The organism is Shewanella sp. AC34-MNA-CIBAN-0136 (assembly GCF_040309945.1).
Classification (GTDB): domain Bacteria; phylum Pseudomonadota; class Gammaproteobacteria; order Enterobacterales; family Shewanellaceae; genus Shewanella.
The window spans coordinates 1-19,130 of sequence record NZ_JBEOPJ010000011.1 but is presented as its reverse complement, the minus strand read 5'-3'; the positions used below and the strand labels follow the sequence as shown (position 1 = coordinate 19,130).

Sequence of the window (19,130 nt, the reverse complement as noted above, 5' to 3'; positions counted from 1 at the left end):
ATTAATGTTTTAACATTATTTTAGTAGGAAAGTCACCCCCGATTGAATCATTATTCGATTCGCTTTCTATTCTGCTAAATCAACATGTTGTGAAATGCCCTATAACGTAATATAACTTACACATATTAATCATTAAGACTAGCCTAAAATATCAGAAAAAAGACAAAAAAAAGCACCCCAAAATGGAATGCTTTTTTAAGGCTATTTAGTCAGTGTAAGTTACTTCTTCTTAACCGCTTTAGGGTTAGGTAAGTCAGTAATTGAACCTTCATACATTTCAGCCGCTAAGCCTACAGACTCATGTAATGTTGGGTGAGCATGAATCGTTAATGCGATATCTTCAGCATCACAACCCATTTCAATTGCTAGGCCAATTTCACCTAATAATTCACCGCCGTTAGATCCAACAATAGCACCACCGATCACGCGATGAGTCTCTTTGTCGAAAATTAACTTAGTCATACCTTCACTGCAATCTGAAGCGATTGCACGGCCACTTGCAGCCCAAGGGAAAGTCGCGGTTTCGTAAGCAATACCTTGCTCTTTCGCTTCTTTCTCAGTTAAACCGACCCATGCTACTTCAGGATTAGTATAAGCAATTGATGGAATCACTTTAGGATCGAAGTAGTGCTTCATGCCCGAAATCACTTCCGCAGCAACATGACCTTCATGCACACCTTTATGAGCCAACATAGGCTGACCAACGATATCACCGATAGCATAAATATGCGGTACGTTAGTACGTAACTGCTTATCAACGTTAATAAAGCCACGTTCATCAACATTCACACCTGCTTTTTCAGCAGCTAAAGACTTACCATTAGGTGAACGACCAATTGCGACTAAAACAGCATCGTAACGAACAGGTTCGGCAGGTGCATTCTTGCCTTCCATTGTTACGTAAATACCGTCGTCTTTTGCTTCAACTGCGGTCACTTTAGTTTCAAGAATAAGGTTAAACTTCTTCTTGATTTGCTTAGTGAATACACGGACAACGTCTTTATCTGCAGCAGGAATAACTTGGTCAAACATTTCAACCACGTCAATTTTGCTGCCTAAAGATGAATACACAGTACCCATTTCTAGACCAATAATACCGCCACCCATCACTAATAACTTACCAGGCACTTCTTTCAGTTCAAGTGCATCAGTTGAGTCCCAAATACGTGGGTCGTCATGTGGAATAAACGGTAATTTAATTGGACGTGAACCCGCTGCAATAATGGCTTGTTCAAACTGAACAACTGTCACAGTGCCATCTTCAGCAGTAACTTCTAAGCTATTAGGGCCAGTGAACTTACCAAAACCATTAACCACATCAACTTTACGCATTTTAGACATTCCGCCTAAACCGCCTGTTAATTGGCCAATGACTTTATTTTTAAAGCTACGTAATTTGTCTAAATCAATCTTTGGCTCACCAAAAACAACACCATGGTCAGCAACAATTTTGGCTTCTTCAATGACTTTTGCTACGTGCAATAGTGCTTTTGAAGGAATACAACCAACGTTTAGACACACACCACCAAGGGTACTGAAACGCTCAACAATTATGGTGTCTAAGCCTAAGTCAGCAGCACGAAACGCCGCAGAATAACCTGCTGGGCCTGCTCCTAGTACGACTACTTGAGTTTTGATTTCGTTACTCATGATTTCCTCTAATCTTGTTCATTCCGTGTGAAAGACGGATCGGCCCAAATGTCGATGTCGCCAGCTTGAAACTTACGTTTCACTTCCAATTTCTTTCAATTGTGGACTAAAAAATTGGGATGGGCGCATTTTATACTCAAATCAATTTGTTTGAAACCGATCACAATAAAAAGGTCGCTCATATGAGCGACCTTTGTGGTTATAAAATCAATGTACGAATGTCTGATAGTATCGCAGACAAGGTCACACTAAAGCGTGCAGCCATTGCGCCATCAATAACGCGATGGTCATATGACAACGATAACGGCAACATTAATTTAGGTTCAAACTCTTTACCATTCCACTTTGGCTTAATTTCAGATTTTGATACACCTAAAATAGCCACGTCTGGGTAGTTAACAATCGGCGTAAACGCCGTACCGCCAATACCACCTAAACTTGAAATGGTAAAACAGCTACCTTGCATGTCAGCAGACTTAAGTTTGCCGTCACGAGCACGGATAGAAATGTCGGTTAACTCACGCGACAATTCAACAATGCCTTTCTTATCAACGTCACGTACCACCGGAACCATTAGGCCATTTGGCGTATCAACAGCTACACCAATGTGGAAGTACTTCTTCTGAATAAGCGACTCACCATCAGGGCTCAAACTAGAGTTAAACACTGGGAACTCAGCTAATGCTTTGGCGACAGCTTTCATCATGAACACTAGTGGAGTGATCTTGTAATCCGCTTTCTTCTTCGCGGCAAGGTCGTTCTGCTGCTTACGGAATGCTTCCATCTCAGTGATATCAGCTTCGTCAAACTGGGTGACATGTGGAATGGTTACCCAGTTGCGATGCAAGTTAGGACCAGAGATTTTCTGGATACGGCTTAGTGGTATTTCTTCCACTTCACCAAACTTACTGAAATCAACTTTAGGCGCTGCAATCACGTTTAAGCCACCAGCACCACCAGAAACCGCTGTAGCAGCAGTTGCTTTAGGGCGTGATAATTCGTATTTCACAAACGCTTGCACGTCGTCTTTTAAAATACGCGCTTTACGGCCAGTACCAGAAACCTTGGTTAAATCAACACCAAATTCACGCGCTAAGCGACGTACCGCAGGCGAAGCATGAACAACGCCAGTTGATGCAGTCACTGCAGCACTTGGGTGAAACGGCACTGGTGGAGTGGATGGACGATTAGCCGCCATAGTTGGCGCGGCTGCCGCTGGAGCGGGTTCTGCTTGAGCAGGAGCAGCTTGCGCTACTGGTGCAGAGCTAGTGGTTTCAATGGTCGCAATTAAGCTACCTTGAGACACTTTATCGCCCACTTTAACCGTTAACGACACTAATTTACCGGCAAACGGTGCTGGTACTTCCATCGTAGCTTTGTCTGTTTCAAGGGTAATTAACCCTTGATCTGCAGTGATTTCATCACCAACAGCAACCAACACTTCGATAATATCAACATCATTGGCGTCGCCAATATCAGGCACATGAATTTCTTGTACTTGAGTTGTCGTTGCGGCTTGTGCTGCAGGAGCCTGAGCCGCTTGAGCAACCGGTGCAGCGGTTTGTGGCGCAGATGCAGTAGGTGCAGCTGCAACAGGCGCAGAACCGGCAACTTCTAGCGTGATAACCAATGAACCTTCAGACACTTTGTCGCCAACGGCCACTGTTACTGATTTAACCACACCCGCTTTAGGTGACGGTACGTCCATGGTTGCTTTATCGGTTTCTAAGGTAATTAAGCCCGTATCAACGTCAATGCTATCACCAACAGCAACTAATACTTCAATGACTGACACGTCTGTGTCTCCGCCGATATCAGGTACTTTTACTTCAATCACTTCTGAGCTACCAACACTTGGTGCGGCAACTGGCGTCACTGGTGCAGGAGCTGCTGCTTGTGCCACTGGCGCTTCAGCTTTAGGTGCTGGCGCAGCTGCTTCGGCTTTAGCCGGTGCAGCGTTAGCTGCACTCATCATCGCAATCAAGGTACCTTCAGAAACGGTATCACCGACAGCGATTTTTAATTCTGCTAACGTACCAGCAAAAGGTGCTGGAATGTCCATGGTCGCTTTATCACTTTCAACTGTAATGATTGATGCTTCTTTTTCAAGATAATCACCAACCGCAGCACAAATTTCAATAACCTGTACTGCATCAGTATCGATGTTAGGAACCAAAACTTCTTTTAATTCAGCCATTTTGTATCCCCTTACGCGAACTGTGGGTTAATCTTGTCAGCATCAATACCATATTCAGCGATGGCTTTCGTCAACACATCAACAGGCATTTCATTACGATCAACAAGAGACTTCAGTGCCGCTATAACAATAAACTTAGCGTCTACTTCAAAGTGATGACGTAAGTTTGCGCGGCTATCGCTACGACCAAAACCATCAGTACCAAGTACTTTATAGTCTGTCGGTACGAAAGCACGTAATTGCTCGCCGTATATCTTCATGTAGTCAGTAGCCACAATCGCTGGCGCGTCTGCAGATAATACTTGGCTAATATATGCTTGCTTAGGTTTTGCTGTTGGGTGCAACATGTTCCAACGCTCAGCAGCCTGGCCGTCACGAGTTAACTCGTTAAAGCTAGTTACACTGAATACGTCAGCGCTTACGCCAAAGTCTTTTGCTAATGCTTGTGCAGCTTTACGCACTTCTTCAAGTATCGTACCGCAACCCATTAACTGCACTTTACCTTTACCACTACCGGCAACTGTTTCAAGCTTGTAAATACCTTTGACAATACCTTCTTCGGCACCGGCTGGCATTTCTGGCTGAACATAGTTTTCGTTCATTGTGGTGAGGTAGAAGAAGATATCTTCTTGATTTTCGCCATACATACGACGAATACCATCTTGTACTACAACTGCAATTTCATAACCGTAAGTTGGATCGTAAGAGATACAGTTTGGAATAGTGTTAGCCAATACGTGGCTGTGACCATCTTGATGCTGTAAACCTTCGCCGTTTAATGTTGTACGGCCTGAAGTACCACCGACTAAGAAACCACGAGCGCGCATGTCGCCAGCAGCCCATGCCATGTCGCCAATACGTTGGAAACCAAACATAGAGTAGTAGATGTAAAACGGAATCGTTGGCATGTTATTGACTGAGTAGCTAGTTGCAGCTGATACCCAAGATGACATTGCACCTAATTCGTTAATACCTTCTTGTAAAACCTGACCGGTTTTATCTTCACGGTAGTACGCCACTTGATCAGAATCTTGTGGGATATATTTTTGGCCTTCGTGAGCATAAATACCCACTTGACGGAATAAACCTTCCATACCAAAAGTACGCGCTTCATCAGGAATAATCGGCACAATACGCTTACCAATACCCTTGTCTTTCAATAACGCGGTTAATACCCGTACAAACGCCATGGTTGACGAAATTTCACGGCCATTAGAGCCTTTCAAAATCGAATCAAAAATTTTCAATGAAGGAATTTCTAACTCTTCAGTGAACTTTTCACGACGTTGCGGTAAATAACCTAATAATGCTTCACGGCGACTCTTTAAGTATTTCACTTCTTCTGAGTCTGGACCTGGATGGTAGAAAGGCAAATCTTCTAGCTGGTCATCAGGGATCGGGATATTGAAACGATCACGGAAGTAGCGAATAGATTCAGCGCCCATCTTCTTCACGTTGTGAGCGATGTTTTTACCTTCGCCTGCATCACCTAAACCGTAACCTTTAACAGTTTTAGCTAAGATAACGGTTGGGCGACCTTTAGTTTTCTGTGCATGTTCAAGTGCAGCGTAAACTTTAACAGGATCATGACCACCACGGTTTAAACGCCAAATGTCATCATCTGACATGTTAGCAACCATTTCGGCAGTTTCAGGGTACTTACCAAAGAAATGCTCACGCGTATACGCGCCGCCTTTGGCTTTACAGTTTTGGTATTCACCGTCTACGGTTTCTTCCATTAACTGTAATAATTTACCGCTAGTATCACGAGCCAATAACGGATCCCAATAGCGTCCCCAAATCACTTTAACCACTTCCCAGCCTGCGCCGCGGAATTCGCCTTCAAGTTCTTGGATAATTTTACCGTTACCACGGACAGGACCATCAAGACGCTGTAAGTTACAGTTAACAATAAAGACTAAGTTATCTAATTCTTCACGAGCAGCTAAACCAATAGCACCTAATGCTTCTGGCTCATCACACTCACCGTCGCCTAAGAAACAGTAAACCGTCTGCTTAGAACAATCTTTTAAACCACGGTCAGTTAAATACTTTAAATAGCGTGCTTGGTAAATCGCTTGAATAGGACCTAGACCCATCGATACCGTCGGGAACTGCCAGTAAGTAGGCATTAACTTAGGGTGTGGGTACGAAGAAAGTCCTTTGCCATCAACTTCTTGACGGAAGTTAGCCATTTGTTCTTCAGTAATACGGCCTTCAAGGAACGAACGCGCATAAATACCAGGTGCAATATGACCTTGGAAATACACCAAATCACCACCGTCATGCTCATTAGGCGCACGGAAGAAATGGTTAAAACACACATCGTAAATTGTCGCACTAGACGCGAAACTTGAAATATGGCCACCCAGCTCTAAATCTTTCTTAGAACCACGTAACACCATAGCCAAAGCATTCCAACGAATAATCGCCCGAATACGGCGTTCCATTTCTTGGTTGCCAGGCATGTTTGGTTCTTGCCCTGCTGGAATAGTGTTTAAATACGCAGTTGTCGCGTTATACGGTAAATGAGTACCGTTACGGCGAGCTTTGTCGATTAATTTTTCGAGTAAAAAGTGTGCACGTTCAGGCCCTTCTTGCTCTAACACAGCTTGTAGAGCATCAACCCACTCTTGGGTTTCTGATGGGTCTAAATCTTGAAGCATATCTTCAGACATCTCGCAGTCCTTCTCTATATACGGATTATATTTCGGCTTTTTGCTGCTTGTTGACACAGCAAAAGTGTATTCTTATTCAAAGTGACAAGTGCTACACGCCGCTCTTTAAACGGCGCAAACTACGTTGCAACCGACTGTCTTCTTCCCTTACTGACAACATGACTTCTTCGATGTAGCTTAAGTGCTCATTCGAAGCTTCACGTGCAGCGTCTGGGTCCCGGCGTATAATCGCAGCCAGTAACGCGCGTCTGTGATCATTTGCCATGGTGGAAGCTTCTTCGCGTATGCTTAAAAGCTCCAGATTTTGTGCGACATTTTTGTGCAGCACAGGGGTTAAACTTAATACTAAATGCAACATAGCAACATTGTGTGACGCCTCAGCAACCGCACGATAAAAACGTACAATGGCAGCAGCTTTGGCCTCAATATTCGTCGCAGCTTCTACTTCAATAATTCGTTTTTGAATATTCTGCATATCCGAATCGGTGCCGCGCAGCGCAGCATAATACGCCATCATGCCTTCAGTGGCGTGACGGAATTCGAGTAAGTCATACTGACTTTCAGAGTCGTTATGCATTAATTCAACGATAGGATCGGCAAGGCTTTGCCACAGTTGTTCTTTAACATAGGTGCCACCGCCTTGACGACGCATGAGCAACCCTTTAGCTTCTAATTTTTGAATCGCTTCACGTAAAGAAGGACGAGACACTTCAAATTGCACCGCGAGTTCGCGCTCAGGAGGTAGTTTCTGACCAGGCTGCAAACTGCCTTCTAGGATCATCCGCTCTAATTGCTCCATGATCACATCAGAAATTTTTGGCTGGTTAATCTTAATATAAGCCATGTAGCGCTCTGCTCCCTAAACAAGCAATTGTCAATTGGTCTTACCAATTAATATGAGAGAGCGCACTTTATCAAATCATACAAGCCGTGTCTAGTTATCAGCATACCGACAAAAGAACACCGCTTTGTTTAAAACGCTCAAGCCCAGAGCATAACCGATATTTATGCTTAAGGGGTCAGACCATTTACCCGAAAGTCCTAGAAACTAGAGCGCTACGCTTCTAGAGGCTATAAAATCTCAGCAGCGAAGCTGTCCTAAAATCTTAGCAGCGAAGCTGTCCTAGAATCTCAGCAGCAAAGCTGTCCTAGAATCTTAGCAGCGAAGCTGTCCTAGAATCTTAGCAGCGAAGCTGTCCTAGAATCTCAGCAGCGAAGCTGTCCTAGAATCTTAGCAGCGAAGCTGTCCTAGCAGGACGTAGTCCGCCCTAGAAGCGCAGCGCCCTATCTGCTTAGCACCCTAGAGTCTAACTAACAAATCCAAAAATGGTTAATACCGAAACCATGGTTAGCAGTAATACAAAGTTACGCTTACTTAATGCCAGTAATGCCAAGGTAGATTGCACACTCAACGGCGCATCTCCAACTTCAGGTAAAGACTCTGCCGCAACAGCAGTATGGGTCACTATCGTTTTAGCATCGGTATTGACACTTAAACCATATTGTCGCCAAACGCTTAACCCTGAACTAAACTGACCACTTAACACATAACCAAAACTAAACACTCTGCTTGGCAACCAATCAAATATCATTTGTAAACGGTCGACCAATGGCATTTCAAGCTTATTCTTACTGTTGTACTCACTATAAAAACGCACTGTACAATATAAAACTGCACCTACTGGGCCTAAAAATATCAAATACAACGCCACAGCACCGTAATAGCGGTAATTAATCCACGCCACCATTTGGCCCACTTTGCGGCCTAAATCCTGTTCGTCCACGACATCCAAATGCTCTGTAGAGTCCAACTCGCTAGCGTAACAGTAACAGGCTTGTACATCTCCGCGGCATGCCGCTTGAATATACTGTTTAAACACAATTCGTAATGTTTGGTGACTAAAGCAAATAATCGATATCAGCACCCAAAACAACAAGCTCAATAAATCAAAAAAAATGCCATCAAGCAGAAAACAGATCAACAACACTAATAAAGCAGGCAACACGATGGCAATCACCACACCGAATGGTGATTTTAGCGACTGGCTATCCCAAAACTGCTTTTGGTAACGCGTCATCACACTATCGAACTGCCAACCACTCGGCAGAAGCTTCATACGCTCAACTAGAATTGCCACTAATAATGAAAATAACGCCATGAATATCCTTTTAACTTCAATTCAGTTGTTGCTATCGCCATTAAAGAACCGTTTTTACGTGGGCGATGGCTACAAATGCTCTCAGCAAATGAGATCAATAAATGCGACCAACAACAGTTATGTCCACAAGACTAGCCTAAGCAACGGCAATGGCTTGCTTATATCGAGGCCAATCAAAACTAAAACCTGGGTCTGTTTTACGCCCTGGTGCGATATCACAATGGCCAACAATATTATTTACGTTAATCATAGGATACTGCGCCATTAACTCAAATGTTAACAGCATTAATTGATGATATTGCTCATCGGTATAACCACTACTATCGGTGCCTTCTAGTTCAATACCAATTGCAAAGTCGTTACAGCCCTTACGCCCGTTAAACTCAGAGATACCAGCGTGCCATGCTCTGTCATCACAACTCACATACTGCACCACTTCACCATCGCGGCGAATTAAAAAGTGTGCCGAAACTTGCAAACCTGCCAACTCAGCAAAACTGTCGTCAGCCTCAATATCTAAGCAGCCTTGAAAAAGTGCATCAATGTGCGGTAAGCCAAAACAACCCGCCGGTAAACTAATATTGTGTATCACCAACAAACTCACCTCATCTGTTGGCCGTGAATTAAAATGGGGCGAAATACACTTTCTAGCGCTGGCTAACCAACCTTGTTTTAATAAGCCTTTTGCCATATTCATCCTTTAAACATAACGACATAACCTCAACCAGAGTTAACAATAGGATTGTAAGCCAAAACTAGCATAATTGGCCTATTGGATATCAAACTTGTCATTTGCTTAGTTAACAAGGTGCTGCCACTTATCATTAGCAGTGCCAGTAGCTGGTCTATTGTAAGTCAATGCAACACAGTTAGCGGCTCAAAGGACAGTTCGATAACCGTTTATTATCCCAAGCTAAGGTTATTTAACCATTATCAATCTGAATTTAACAGTATTCAACGGCCATACCCATGCTGAAAATTGCCGACTGGGTAGTGTCAGTATCTAGCCAAGTTATGGTAATCTTTAACAAATGCATTCTGTAACAAACACTCCGTTGAATGCAGATACTGTTTAGCCTTATTACACTCTTTAGCAAGGATTTTGCTTATGTTAGAAAACGACATCCGTCATGCAGTGCAAACAGCGCTTGATGAAGACTTAGGTCACACAGCCCATAATACCATTCACGATATGCTCAATGCTGATATTACCGCTCAGCTTATCCCTGCAGACAAACACGTTTCCGGCGCGTTAATCACCCGCGAAGATGGGGTGTTTTGCGGTAAAGCGTGGGCAGAGCAAGTATTTAATCAACTGGGTAGTGAAGTCGTGCTGCATTGGCATGTTGATGACGGTGACTTAATTGTAGCCAATCAATTGTTATGTGAACTATCTGGCCCTGCACGCGCTATTTTAACTGGCGAACGTACAGCAATGAACTTCATTCAAACCTTGTCAGGGGTAGCCAGCTTAACCAAACTGTACGTTAATAAGCTTGCAGGCACCCATACTCAATTACTCGACACCCGCAAAACTATCCCAGGTCTTCGCACCGCCCAAAAGTACGCAGTCACCTGCGGTGGCGGCAAAAACCATCGCATTGGTTTATTCGATGCCTTCTTAATCAAAGAAAACCATATAATGGCTTGCGGTGGCATCTCACAAGCCATTACAGCAGCGCGCGCTTTAGATGGTAACAAGCCGGTAGAAGTCGAAGTAGAGTCTCTTGATGAGCTCACCCAAGCACTTGATGGCGGAGCCGATATCATTATGCTCGACAACTTTGACGTCACCATGATGGTCGACGCAGTCAGCCTTAATAATCGTTATAAAGATCAAGCTAAAGGCGCAAAGTTAGAAGTTTCAGGCAATGTCACGTTAGACACCCTAGCCACCTTCGCACAAACTGGCGTTGATTATATTTCGGTAGGTGCCTTGACGAAGCATGTCAAAGCATTAGATTTATCATTGAGATTAAAGGCTTAATACTTAGATCTGCTAGGTTCTAGAGCGGACTGCTAGAGTCGCAGCGCTACTAGAACCTAGACTTAAGACTTTTAGCTCGCATGTCATCGCTTGCCCCCGCTTGCTATCTCTCGTCACCGTATCTCATCACTTGCTATCTTTGGTCACCGTATCTCATCGCTTGTCACCGCTTGCTACCTTTCGTCACCGTATCCCATCACTTGCCATCGCTTGCTATCTTTCGTCACCGTATGTCACCGCTTGTTGCTAAGATTTTATAGCATCTAACAGCGCAGCGTTCTAGAACCTAGGCTTTTAGCTTAGCGATAAACCTGCCACATCGGCCATCAAAAAAAGCGCCAACAAACCGACATTGTTGCATTTTTGTCAAATAATTTTTCCTCTATGCCTAGCACGTCAAAAAACATATAGGGTATAATGTGCGGAAAATGTGAAAGCAGAGCATTTTTAGACATTTATTTTTAATTTGTATCATAAAACTATTCCTTTTTTAGGCGGTTTATACTAACGTCTAATGTAGGCGAGTTGGCCTTTCGGCCATGTACTGCAATACTAAAGTTGCAAAAAACGTCTATTTTTTATCAATCACGTAACATTGATTCAACGGCTTGTTAGTGATATTAATATTACCGATTAATAAAACGAGCGTTTACACTAGCATTGCAGCTCAGCCGAAATGCAATACTGACACAATAAAGTAAGTAGCTTGTTGCTATCTATAAGTGATGAAATTTACTGTCCAATGGATAACAAACATAGCGATGGCTAAACTATAAAACTTGTTATACTGAAAATGTTTCATAGGTTTAGCCCTCTAAAGCACATTTTAGAAAAAAGAATTAACAAACCTTGTCATCATGGACACATAAAACTTAAATCATTGCACACTATGGTATGAGTAATATGCACAAGCGACGACATAAACGACATCGTGACAATTATTGTCACATATTTGTGTCTGTAAGGCCTTAGGCATATGGATTGCCATTTAGCACACTCAACTATAAACAAGTGTGCTAAAACTCTAGGATTGAAACTGCCACAGCCTATTTTACGGAGAGAAAAATGAAAGGTATTAACCAAATCAAAAACGCTAAGGGTTTCACCCTTATCGAATTAATGATCGTAGTCGCGATCATCGGCATTCTTGCAGCAATCGCATTGCCTGCTTATCAGGATTATACAAAACGAGCACATGTTACCGAAGGTTTAGGTTTAGCTTCAGCGGCTAAAGCTGCTGTTACAGAATATTACTCATCTCAAGCAGCATTTCCAGCTAACAATGCAGCAGCAGGTCTAGCTACAGCAACAGCTATTTCAGGTAATGCAGTAACAAGTGTAACAGTGGCAGCTAACTTAATAACCGTTGTATTCAATGCTAAAGTTGACAATGGTAAAACTATAATTCTTACTGCAGCAGCACCAACTGCAGCAGTAAACACAATAGTTTGGACTTGTACTGCCGGTACTTTAGACGATAAATTTAAACCGGCAAACTGCCGTTAATATTATTTTATATACTAAAGGCAGCATCTTGCTGCCTTTTTACTTTACATCATTCGAGATGTAGAATTATTATATTTGGATAGGTAACTTACATGTCATCAGCTGTAATTCATTTAGGTCTATCGACTTTATTTATTCGTAAAGGTCTCCTAAGTGAAGAGCAAATATCTATTTCAATTTCTGAATCACGTAAACAAAAACAATCTTTAGTTACTACTATCATTAATACTAAACAACTTTCCGCCCGTGAAATAGCAGAACTGTGCTATGAAGAATACGGAACGCCATTACTTGATTTGGCTGAATTCGATATTTCAAGTATTTCAGAAGAGCTTCTCAATAAAAAACTAATCGCTAAGCACAAGTGTTTACCACTTTATAAGCGTGGTAATCGACTTTATATCGCAACATCAGATCCGACCAATATTGCAGCACTTGAAGATTTTCAATTCAGTTTAGGTTTACATGCCGAGGCCATTTTAGTTGAAGATGATAAGCTAAATAAAACCCTTGAAAAAATACTTGAAGAAGACATTAGTGGTCTTGGATTAGAAGGTATTGACGAAGAAGCTCTTGCTGGTATTGAAGTCACTGACCCTAGTCGTGACGATGAACCAAGCGGTGATAGTAGTGACGATGCACCTATCGTAATCTATATTAATAAGATTCTTACTGATGCTATTCGTAAAGGCGCCTCCGACTTACATTTTGAGCCTTACGAAAAACGCTACCGGATTCGCTTCCGTATTGACGGTATCTTGCATGAAGTATCTGAACCGCCAGTCAATCTCTCCAATCGTATTTCAGCCCGTTTAAAGGTAATGTCAAAACTTGACATAGCAGAGCGAAGAGTGCCGCAAGATGGCCGCATTAAAATGAAGCTGTCACGCACCAAGTCAATTGATTTTCGCGTCAGCAGCTTGCCGACCATCTGGGGTGAGAAGATCGTAATGCGTATTTTAGACTCATCTTCCGCCCAGCTGGGTATTGAAAAGCTCGGTTATGAAGATGATCAACGCTTATTATACGAAGAGATGCTCGCCAAACCCCAAGGGATGATTTTAGTTACCGGCCCCACAGGTTCGGGTAAAACCGTTTCCTTGTATACCGGTCTCAATATTCTTAATACTGAAGAGCGTAATATTTCAACCGCCGAAGACCCTGTCGAAATTAACCTCGAAGGCGTTAATCAGGTTCACATTAATTTAAAAGCCGGTTTAACTTTCGCATCAGCTCTACGTTCATTTTTACGTCAAGATCCCGATGTAGTGATGGTCGGTGAAATCCGCGATTTAGAAACTGCAGAGATCGCCATTAAAGCCGCCCAAACCGGTCACTTAGTGTTATCAACATTGCACACTAACTCGGCTGCAGAAACCTTAACCCGTTTAATCAATATGGGTGTGCCTGGTTATAATATTGCCAGCTCGGTCAATTTAATTATTGCTCAACGACTTGCCAGACGCCTGTGCCCAGCATGTAAACATGAAGAAATAATTCCAGTTGCAGAACTGCAACGGCTAGGATTTAGTGAAGCTAATATAGCCAAAGGTTTTACCGTGTTCAAACCTGTCGGTTGCGAGCTATGCTCCGGTGGTTATAAGGGCCGTGTCGGCATTTACGAAGTGATGAAAATGAGCGATGAAATTGCTCGCACGATTATGGAAGGTGGTAACTCGCTCCAAATAGCTACCTTAGCCAAGCAACAAGGCATGCGAGATTTACGCCAATCCGGGTTACTCAAGGTCATTCACGGCGTAACCAGTATCGCGGAAATTAACCGTGTCACCAGCTTTTAAATCAGCTATAGTCAAATCTGTTAGAGTATATCAACTATTTGATTTCTTTCTATTAACAATAATATTTTTACGTGGTGCAGCAAAAAATAAAAAGGATTGGCTAAATGGCCACAACAGCAAAAAGAAAGCCAAAAGCGAAAAAAACTACCAAACATCAGCCTAAGGTATTTACCTTCCAATGGAAGGGTACTAATCGTGATGGCCAACGTACCTCGGGTGAACTCAAAGGCTCAACAATTGCTGAAATTCGCAGTGTCTTAAAAGCCCAAGGAGTCACCCCCAAAGGCGTACGCAAGAAATCCGCACCATTATTTAAGTCTGAAAAAAGCATCACCGCAATGGACATTGCGATGATCACCCGCCAAATAGCCACTATGTTAGCGGCTGGAGTTCCCTTGGTAACAACCATTGAGCTTCTAGGCAGAGGTCATGAAAAAGCCAAAGTACGCGAATTATTAGGTACAATTCTATCCGATGTCCAATCTGGTATTCCACTTTCAGATGCATTAAGACCTCACCGACGCTATTTTGATGATTTATACGTAGATTTAGTCGCTGCCGGTGAGCACTCAGGCTCACTCGATGCGGTATTTGACCGCATCGCTACTTATCGCGAGAAAGCCGAGCAATTAAAGTCAAAAATCAAAAAAGCCATGTTTTATCCCGCTGCCGTTGTGATTGTTGCAATACTAGTGACATCACTACTACTATTATTTGTAGTGCCACAGTTTGAAGATATTTTTAACGGCTTTGGCGCTGAACTGCCCGCATTTACCCAATTTATTATTGGCATATCACGTTGGTTGCAAGCTTCATGGTATTTCTTTGTTATAGCCATTGTTATTGGTATCTGGCTTTTTAAACGAGCCCATCGTACTTCTCAAAGTTTTCGCGATCGAATAGATCAAATGGTACTTAGAATCCCTATAGTTGGCGATATTCTCCACAAAGCGGCGATGTCACGTTTTGCCCGTACCTTATCAACTACTTTCGCTGCTGGTGTACCGTTAATCGATGGCTTAGAATCTTCTGCTGGTGCGTCAGGTAATTATGTTTATCGCAAAGCATTACTAAAAGTCCGCCAGGAAGTGATGTCTGGAATGCAAATGAATGTCGCGATGCGTACTACAGGTTTATTCCCTGACATGCTGATTCAGATGGTTATGATTGGTGAGGAATCCGGCGGTTTAGATGAAATGCTTAATAAAGTGGCCAACATTTATGAAATGCAGGTTGATGATGCAGTAGATGGTTTATCAAGCTTAATCGAACCGATTATGATGGTCGTCATTGGCACTCTAGTCGGTGGTTTGATCGTCGGCATGTATTTACCTATTTTCGAAATGGGTAATATTGTCGGTTAGAATTCAATAACACTTTACATAATAAGAACAAAATGACTGAATTTATCACAACTTTTATTACAACAATGACTCAATACCCTTGGGTATTTATCGCAATTAGCTTTATTTTTGCTGCCACCATTGGCAGTTTTCTTAACGTCGTGATCCACCGTTTACCAGTGATGATGAAACGTGAATGGCAAAGCGAATGTAACTTTTATCTCAACGAATATCATCCTGACATTGTCAAACAAGTAGGCAGTGAGCGTTTACAGAAAGCCATCGATCCCTTTCCTGAAAAGTACAATCTGGTAGTGCCAGGTTCTGCATGCCCTAAATGCAAAGCCAATATAAAGCCTTGGCATAATCTGCCAATATTAGGTTGGTTGATGCTCAAGGGTAAATGTGCCGATTGCAAAACCAGCATTTCAAGCCGCTATCCCATTATTGAACTGTTATCCGGTGTATTAGTTGCCGCATTAGCCTGGCATTTTGGCCCTACATGGCAATTTGTGTATGCCAGCATTCTAACGTTTGTGTTAGTGGCATTAACAGGCATCGATTTAGATGAAATGCTGTTACCAGACCAACTCACGTTACCAATCCTGTGGTTAGGATTAATCATTAACCTTAAAGGTATTTATACTAGTCCGGAAGACGCGATTATTGGCGCTGCTGCAGGGTATTTAAGTTTATGGTCGGTATTCTGGTTATTTAAATTAGTCACTGGTAAAGAAGGCATGGGATACGGTGACTTTAAACTATTAGCCGTTTTCGGTGCTTGGTTAGGCTGGCAAATGCTGCCATTAATTATCTTACTGTCTTCACTAGTAGGGGCGGTAGTGGGTATAACCATGATTATGACTAAACAACTTAATAAAGGTAACCCAATCCCTTTTGGTCCTTATATTGCTGCTGCAGGCTGGATAGCGTTAGTATGGGGACATGACATTCTTAATTGGTATCTTAGTACGTTATGAGATTAAACAAGTATGTTGTAGGGTTAACAGGCGGCATAGCCAGTGGTAAAACCACCGTGGCTAACTTATTTGCAGAATATGGCATAGACTTAGTGGATGCCGATGTTATTGCCCGAGAGGTGGTATCAATAGGTTCTGATGGACTCAAAGCAATAGTGCAACACTTTGGTCAGTCACTGCTATTAACCGATGGTAGCCTTGATAGAGCAGCTCTACGAGCACAGGTATTCGATAATCCTCAACAACGTTTATGGCTTAATAATTTACTCCATCCAATGATCCGCCAAAAGATGCTCGACCAAGTGCAAGCATCGACTTCTGCATATGTAATAATGGTAGTGCCCTTGCTATTTGAGAATCATTTAGATAGTTTAGTTAATACTACTTTGGTTGTAGATATAGCATCAGAGTTACAGATTTCAAGGACGATGCAACGTGATGGTGTCAGTAAACAACAGGTAGAGCATATTCTGGCGAGTCAAATGACTCGAGAGCAACGACTTGCTAAAGCTGATAACATTATTGATAATCAAGGAGAATATGAGCTGTTGCGCAGTCAAGTACTTCGTCTGCATCAACAATACTTACAACAGGCAGCCGATTTAGAAACTAACGTCAATGACTGATTTAATTTATGAACAACCATTAAATGAAAAAATACGCAGTTATTTACGTATAGAAAACCTTGCCCTACAGTTGCAACAGCATGCCGAACAAGATACTCAACATCAATGTTTTAGCCCTTTATTTGCTCTTGCCGAACTAACTGAACGATGTGATTATCGCACCGATATTTTAAAAGATATTGAAAAACAAATTCAGATAATTTCTCATTGGCGTGCCCACTCAAATGTAGATAATGCTCAAGTGGATCAACTCACCCAAAGACTTATCGCGCTAAAATTACCACTGCAAGCACAAGAAAGAATTGGCTGTAGCCTTAAACAAGACAAATTTATCTCTGCATTACGACAGCGCTTCAACATGACTGGCGCATACTGTAATTTCGACTTTCCACAGCTGCACTTTTGGCTTGGCAAAGACTGGCAACATCGACAGCAAGATATCAAAAGTTGGCTTATTCAATACCAGCCTCTACTAGCCCCAATCACATTACTTCTGGAACTGATTCGAACGACAGCAGATTTTGGTTTATGCCAAGCTCCAGTGGGTTTCTACCAAGGTAACTCAGTTCAACCTCTGTCATTAATTCGAGTACAAATAAATTCCAATCAAAACTGCTATCCTACCATCAGCGGCAATCGAAATCGTTATGCCATTCATTTTGTAGATTTCGATTTACATCGTCATACCAGTGAAACTGTTGAGTTCTCACTAGCAACCTGCACATAAACACTTTAACATCACTAGTAATATTAATAACCAAGAATGATTATGCCTTTAACAGTAGTAAACTGCCCAATTTGCAGAACCAAAGTTGAATGGAAAGACGAATCCCTATTTAAACCTTTTTGCAGCGAACGCTGTAAATTGATCGATCTTGGCGACTGGGCCAGCGAGAAGCATGCTATTCCGCTGAAGAATAGTATCGATCCAGATATGCTTGATGACATTGGTTTTGATGAAGGTGACTTCTTTAAACAATAAGTTCAAATTATAAAGGGGCAAACATGCAAAAAAGAATTCATGTCGCTGTCGGTGTCATCATTAATCAAGATAGGCACATTTTACTGGCTAAGAGGCTAGGACACCTTCATCAAGGTGGAAAGTGGGAATTCCCAGGCGGTAAGGTGGAAATTAATGAAACGGTTACTGAAGCGTTAATTAGAGAACTCAAAGAGGAAGTTAATCTTGATGTAGCTAATTCAACTCCCTTCATGGACATCAGTCATGATTATCCAGATAAACACGTCAGACTTGATATTCATTTAATTACTGAATTTTCAAACCAAGCGCAAGGTATGGAACAACAACAAATTGAATGGGTGCCGATACATAGTATTGCAGAATACGACTTCCCAGAAGCCAATCAGCCTATCGTAGAAAAGATATTAGCTGAACTCTGAAATTGTCCCTCCCTATTTGTATACCGATCTGAAACAATAAGTCCATTGCTAATAAAGTAATGGCCTTAAAACTGATATTGTCCTGCCTTGAAAAAATTCACAAATACTCCTTCTCTATCAATATTCATTGGAGCATTACATAGCGCCGTAATTAACCGTTGCTTAGTCATTTTAAAACGTTAAGTCGATAAAAACGTGGTCATAGTTATAACGACTATCTGACTACATCAATAGCCGAAATGACAGCCTAAACACGTGCCCCTGTTTGGAGTGCAAATTTAATTGACCAGATCAATATCGTCTGCACTATGATGGATGCTATCAACCACCATACTCTCAAATTTTGAACAAAAAAAACCGCTATATAATAGCGGGCTGTTTCGCGACTCTCTAAAGTCAATTAGGCGCCTTGAAATGACCTACTCTTTTATCCCCGAAGGGGACGCATGGGCATATTCGACAAACTGCTGTCATGTTTTGGCCAATCACAAACTCTACACTATAAATTGCAGACGTAAAAAAGCCCGTTACGTTAGTAACGGGCTTATCACTACTCTTTCGAGTAATTAGGCGCCTGGAAATGACCTACTCTTTTATCCCCGAAGGGGACGCATGGGCATATTCGACAAACTGCTGTCATGTTTTGGCCAATCACAAACTCTACACTATAAATTGCAGACGTAAAAAAGCCCGTTACGTTAGTAACGGGCTTATCACTACTCTTTCGAGTAATTAGGCGCCTGGAAATGACCTACTCTCGCATGGGGAGACCCCAAACTACCATCGGCGATACTGTGTTTCACT

15 protein-coding genes are annotated in these 19,130 nt (G+C 42.3%); 9 read left to right on the top strand and 6 right to left on the bottom strand.

The features are described from left to right. Positions 1 to 219: 219 nt before the first annotated feature. The 6 genes from lpdA to ampD all read right to left on the bottom strand — a co-directional run bounded on the left by lpdA (position 220) and on the right by ampD (position 9,375). The gene (gene lpdA, locus AAEY94_RS12250; RefSeq protein WP_101087717.1) at positions 220 to 1,650 is read right to left on the bottom strand and encodes a dihydrolipoyl dehydrogenase; all 1,431 of its coding nucleotides are present in this window, start codon (positions 1,648 to 1,650) and stop codon (positions 220 to 222) included. A gap of 199 nt (positions 1,651 to 1,849) precedes the next feature. After that, positions 1,850 to 3,847 carry a pyruvate dehydrogenase complex dihydrolipoyllysine-residue acetyltransferase gene (gene aceF / locus AAEY94_RS12245; RefSeq protein WP_350978973.1) on the bottom strand — a complete coding sequence of 666 codons (1,998 nt, stop codon included), beginning with the start codon at positions 3,845 to 3,847 and terminating at the stop codon, positions 1,850 to 1,852. Between the two features lie 11 nt (positions 3,848 to 3,858). Continuing rightward, positions 3,859 to 6,525 carry a pyruvate dehydrogenase (acetyl-transferring), homodimeric type gene (aceE, locus tag AAEY94_RS12240; RefSeq protein WP_101087719.1) on the bottom strand — a complete coding sequence of 889 codons (2,667 nt, stop codon included), beginning with the start codon at positions 6,523 to 6,525 and terminating at the stop codon, positions 3,859 to 3,861. 91 nt (positions 6,526 to 6,616) lie between these two features. After that, positions 6,617 to 7,369, bottom strand: a complete 753-nt coding sequence (gene pdhR, locus AAEY94_RS12235) for a pyruvate dehydrogenase complex transcriptional repressor PdhR (RefSeq protein ID WP_101087720.1) — start codon at positions 7,367 to 7,369, stop codon at positions 6,617 to 6,619. 463 nt (positions 7,370 to 7,832) lie between these two features. After that, positions 7,833 to 8,684, bottom strand: coding sequence for a beta-lactamase regulator AmpE (gene ampE / locus AAEY94_RS12230; RefSeq protein ID WP_101087721.1), 852 nt, complete (start codon positions 8,682 to 8,684; stop codon positions 7,833 to 7,835). A 136-nt stretch (positions 8,685 to 8,820) separates the two neighbouring features. Next, positions 8,821 to 9,375 carry a 1,6-anhydro-N-acetylmuramyl-L-alanine amidase AmpD gene (ampD, locus tag AAEY94_RS12225; RefSeq protein ID WP_350978972.1) on the bottom strand — a complete coding sequence of 185 codons (555 nt, stop codon included), beginning with the start codon at positions 9,373 to 9,375 and terminating at the stop codon, positions 8,821 to 8,823. 417 nt (positions 9,376 to 9,792) lie between these two features. Here ampD and nadC point away from each other — a divergent pair, with 417 nt between their 5' ends. The 9 genes from nadC (at position 9,793) to mutT (ending at position 18,326) form a co-directional block, all read left to right on the top strand. Further along, entirely contained in the window at positions 9,793 to 10,671 is an 879-nt protein-coding gene (nadC, locus tag AAEY94_RS12220; RefSeq protein ID WP_101087723.1) for a carboxylating nicotinate-nucleotide diphosphorylase, read from the top strand. 1,065 nt (positions 10,672 to 11,736) lie between these two features. Further along, the gene (locus AAEY94_RS12215) at positions 11,737 to 12,177 is read left to right on the top strand and encodes a pilin (RefSeq protein ID WP_350978971.1); all 441 of its coding nucleotides are present in this window, start codon (positions 11,737 to 11,739) and stop codon (positions 12,175 to 12,177) included. Between the two features lie 92 nt (positions 12,178 to 12,269). After that, positions 12,270 to 13,976 carry a type IV-A pilus assembly ATPase PilB gene (pilB, locus tag AAEY94_RS12210; protein WP_350978970.1) on the top strand — a complete coding sequence of 569 codons (1,707 nt, stop codon included), beginning with the start codon at positions 12,270 to 12,272 and terminating at the stop codon, positions 13,974 to 13,976. 104 nt (positions 13,977 to 14,080) lie between these two features. Continuing rightward, a complete protein-coding gene (locus AAEY94_RS12205; protein ID WP_350978969.1) occupies positions 14,081 to 15,340 on the top strand; it encodes a type II secretion system F family protein in 1,260 nt (419 codons plus the stop codon). Between the two features lie 32 nt (positions 15,341 to 15,372). Further along, positions 15,373 to 16,299, top strand: a complete 927-nt coding sequence (locus AAEY94_RS12200) for a prepilin peptidase (protein WP_350978968.1) — start codon at positions 15,373 to 15,375, stop codon at positions 16,297 to 16,299. Next, positions 16,296 to 16,925, top strand: coding sequence for a dephospho-CoA kinase (gene coaE / locus AAEY94_RS12195; RefSeq protein ID WP_350978967.1), 630 nt, complete (start codon positions 16,296 to 16,298; stop codon positions 16,923 to 16,925). Before AAEY94_RS12200 ends, coaE begins: the two co-directional genes overlap by 4 nt. After that, a complete protein-coding gene (zapD, locus tag AAEY94_RS12190) occupies positions 16,918 to 17,652 on the top strand; it encodes a cell division protein ZapD (protein ID WP_350978966.1) in 735 nt (244 codons plus the stop codon). Before coaE ends, zapD begins: the two co-directional genes overlap by 8 nt. Before the next feature lie 42 nt (positions 17,653 to 17,694). Continuing rightward, positions 17,695 to 17,907 (top strand): DNA gyrase inhibitor YacG, encoded by a 213-nt coding sequence (gene yacG, locus AAEY94_RS12185; protein ID WP_162024085.1) that lies wholly within the window; start codon positions 17,695 to 17,697, stop codon positions 17,905 to 17,907. A gap of 23 nt (positions 17,908 to 17,930) precedes the next feature. Beyond that, positions 17,931 to 18,326 (top strand): 8-oxo-dGTP diphosphatase MutT, encoded by a 396-nt coding sequence (gene mutT / locus AAEY94_RS12180; RefSeq protein WP_192116417.1) that lies wholly within the window; start codon positions 17,931 to 17,933, stop codon positions 18,324 to 18,326. Positions 18,327 to 19,130: the final 804 nt, after the last annotated feature.

Excerpts from the sequence above, each read along its gene's own strand:
- lpdA (WP_101087717.1), bottom strand. The coding sequence starts at position 1,650 with ATGAGTAACGAAATCAAAACTCAAGTAGTCGTACTAGGAGCAGGCCCA.
- aceF (WP_350978973.1), bottom strand. The coding sequence starts at position 3,847 with ATGGCTGAATTAAAAGAAGTTTTGGTTCCTAACATCGATACTGATGCA.
- aceE (WP_101087719.1), bottom strand. The coding sequence starts at position 6,525 with ATGTCTGAAGATATGCTTCAAGATTTAGACCCATCAGAAACCCAAGAG.
- pdhR (WP_101087720.1), bottom strand. The coding sequence starts at position 7,369 with ATGGCTTATATTAAGATTAACCAGCCAAAAATTTCTGATGTGATCATG.
- ampE (WP_101087721.1), bottom strand. The coding sequence starts at position 8,684 with ATGGCGTTATTTTCATTATTAGTGGCAATTCTAGTTGAGCGTATGAAG.
- ampD (WP_350978972.1), bottom strand. The coding sequence starts at position 9,375 with ATGGCAAAAGGCTTATTAAAACAAGGTTGGTTAGCCAGCGCTAGAAAG.
- nadC (WP_101087723.1), top strand. The coding sequence starts at position 9,793 with ATGTTAGAAAACGACATCCGTCATGCAGTGCAAACAGCGCTTGATGAA.
- AAEY94_RS12215 (WP_350978971.1), top strand. The coding sequence starts at position 11,737 with ATGAAAGGTATTAACCAAATCAAAAACGCTAAGGGTTTCACCCTTATC.
- pilB (WP_350978970.1), top strand. The coding sequence starts at position 12,270 with ATGTCATCAGCTGTAATTCATTTAGGTCTATCGACTTTATTTATTCGT.
- AAEY94_RS12205 (WP_350978969.1), top strand. The coding sequence starts at position 14,081 with ATGGCCACAACAGCAAAAAGAAAGCCAAAAGCGAAAAAAACTACCAAA.
- AAEY94_RS12200 (WP_350978968.1), top strand. The coding sequence starts at position 15,373 with ATGACTGAATTTATCACAACTTTTATTACAACAATGACTCAATACCCT.
- coaE (WP_350978967.1), top strand. The coding sequence starts at position 16,296 with ATGAGATTAAACAAGTATGTTGTAGGGTTAACAGGCGGCATAGCCAGT.
- zapD (WP_350978966.1), top strand. The coding sequence starts at position 16,918 with ATGACTGATTTAATTTATGAACAACCATTAAATGAAAAAATACGCAGT.
- yacG (WP_162024085.1), top strand. The coding sequence starts at position 17,695 with ATGCCTTTAACAGTAGTAAACTGCCCAATTTGCAGAACCAAAGTTGAA.
- mutT (WP_192116417.1), top strand. The coding sequence starts at position 17,931 with ATGCAAAAAAGAATTCATGTCGCTGTCGGTGTCATCATTAATCAAGAT.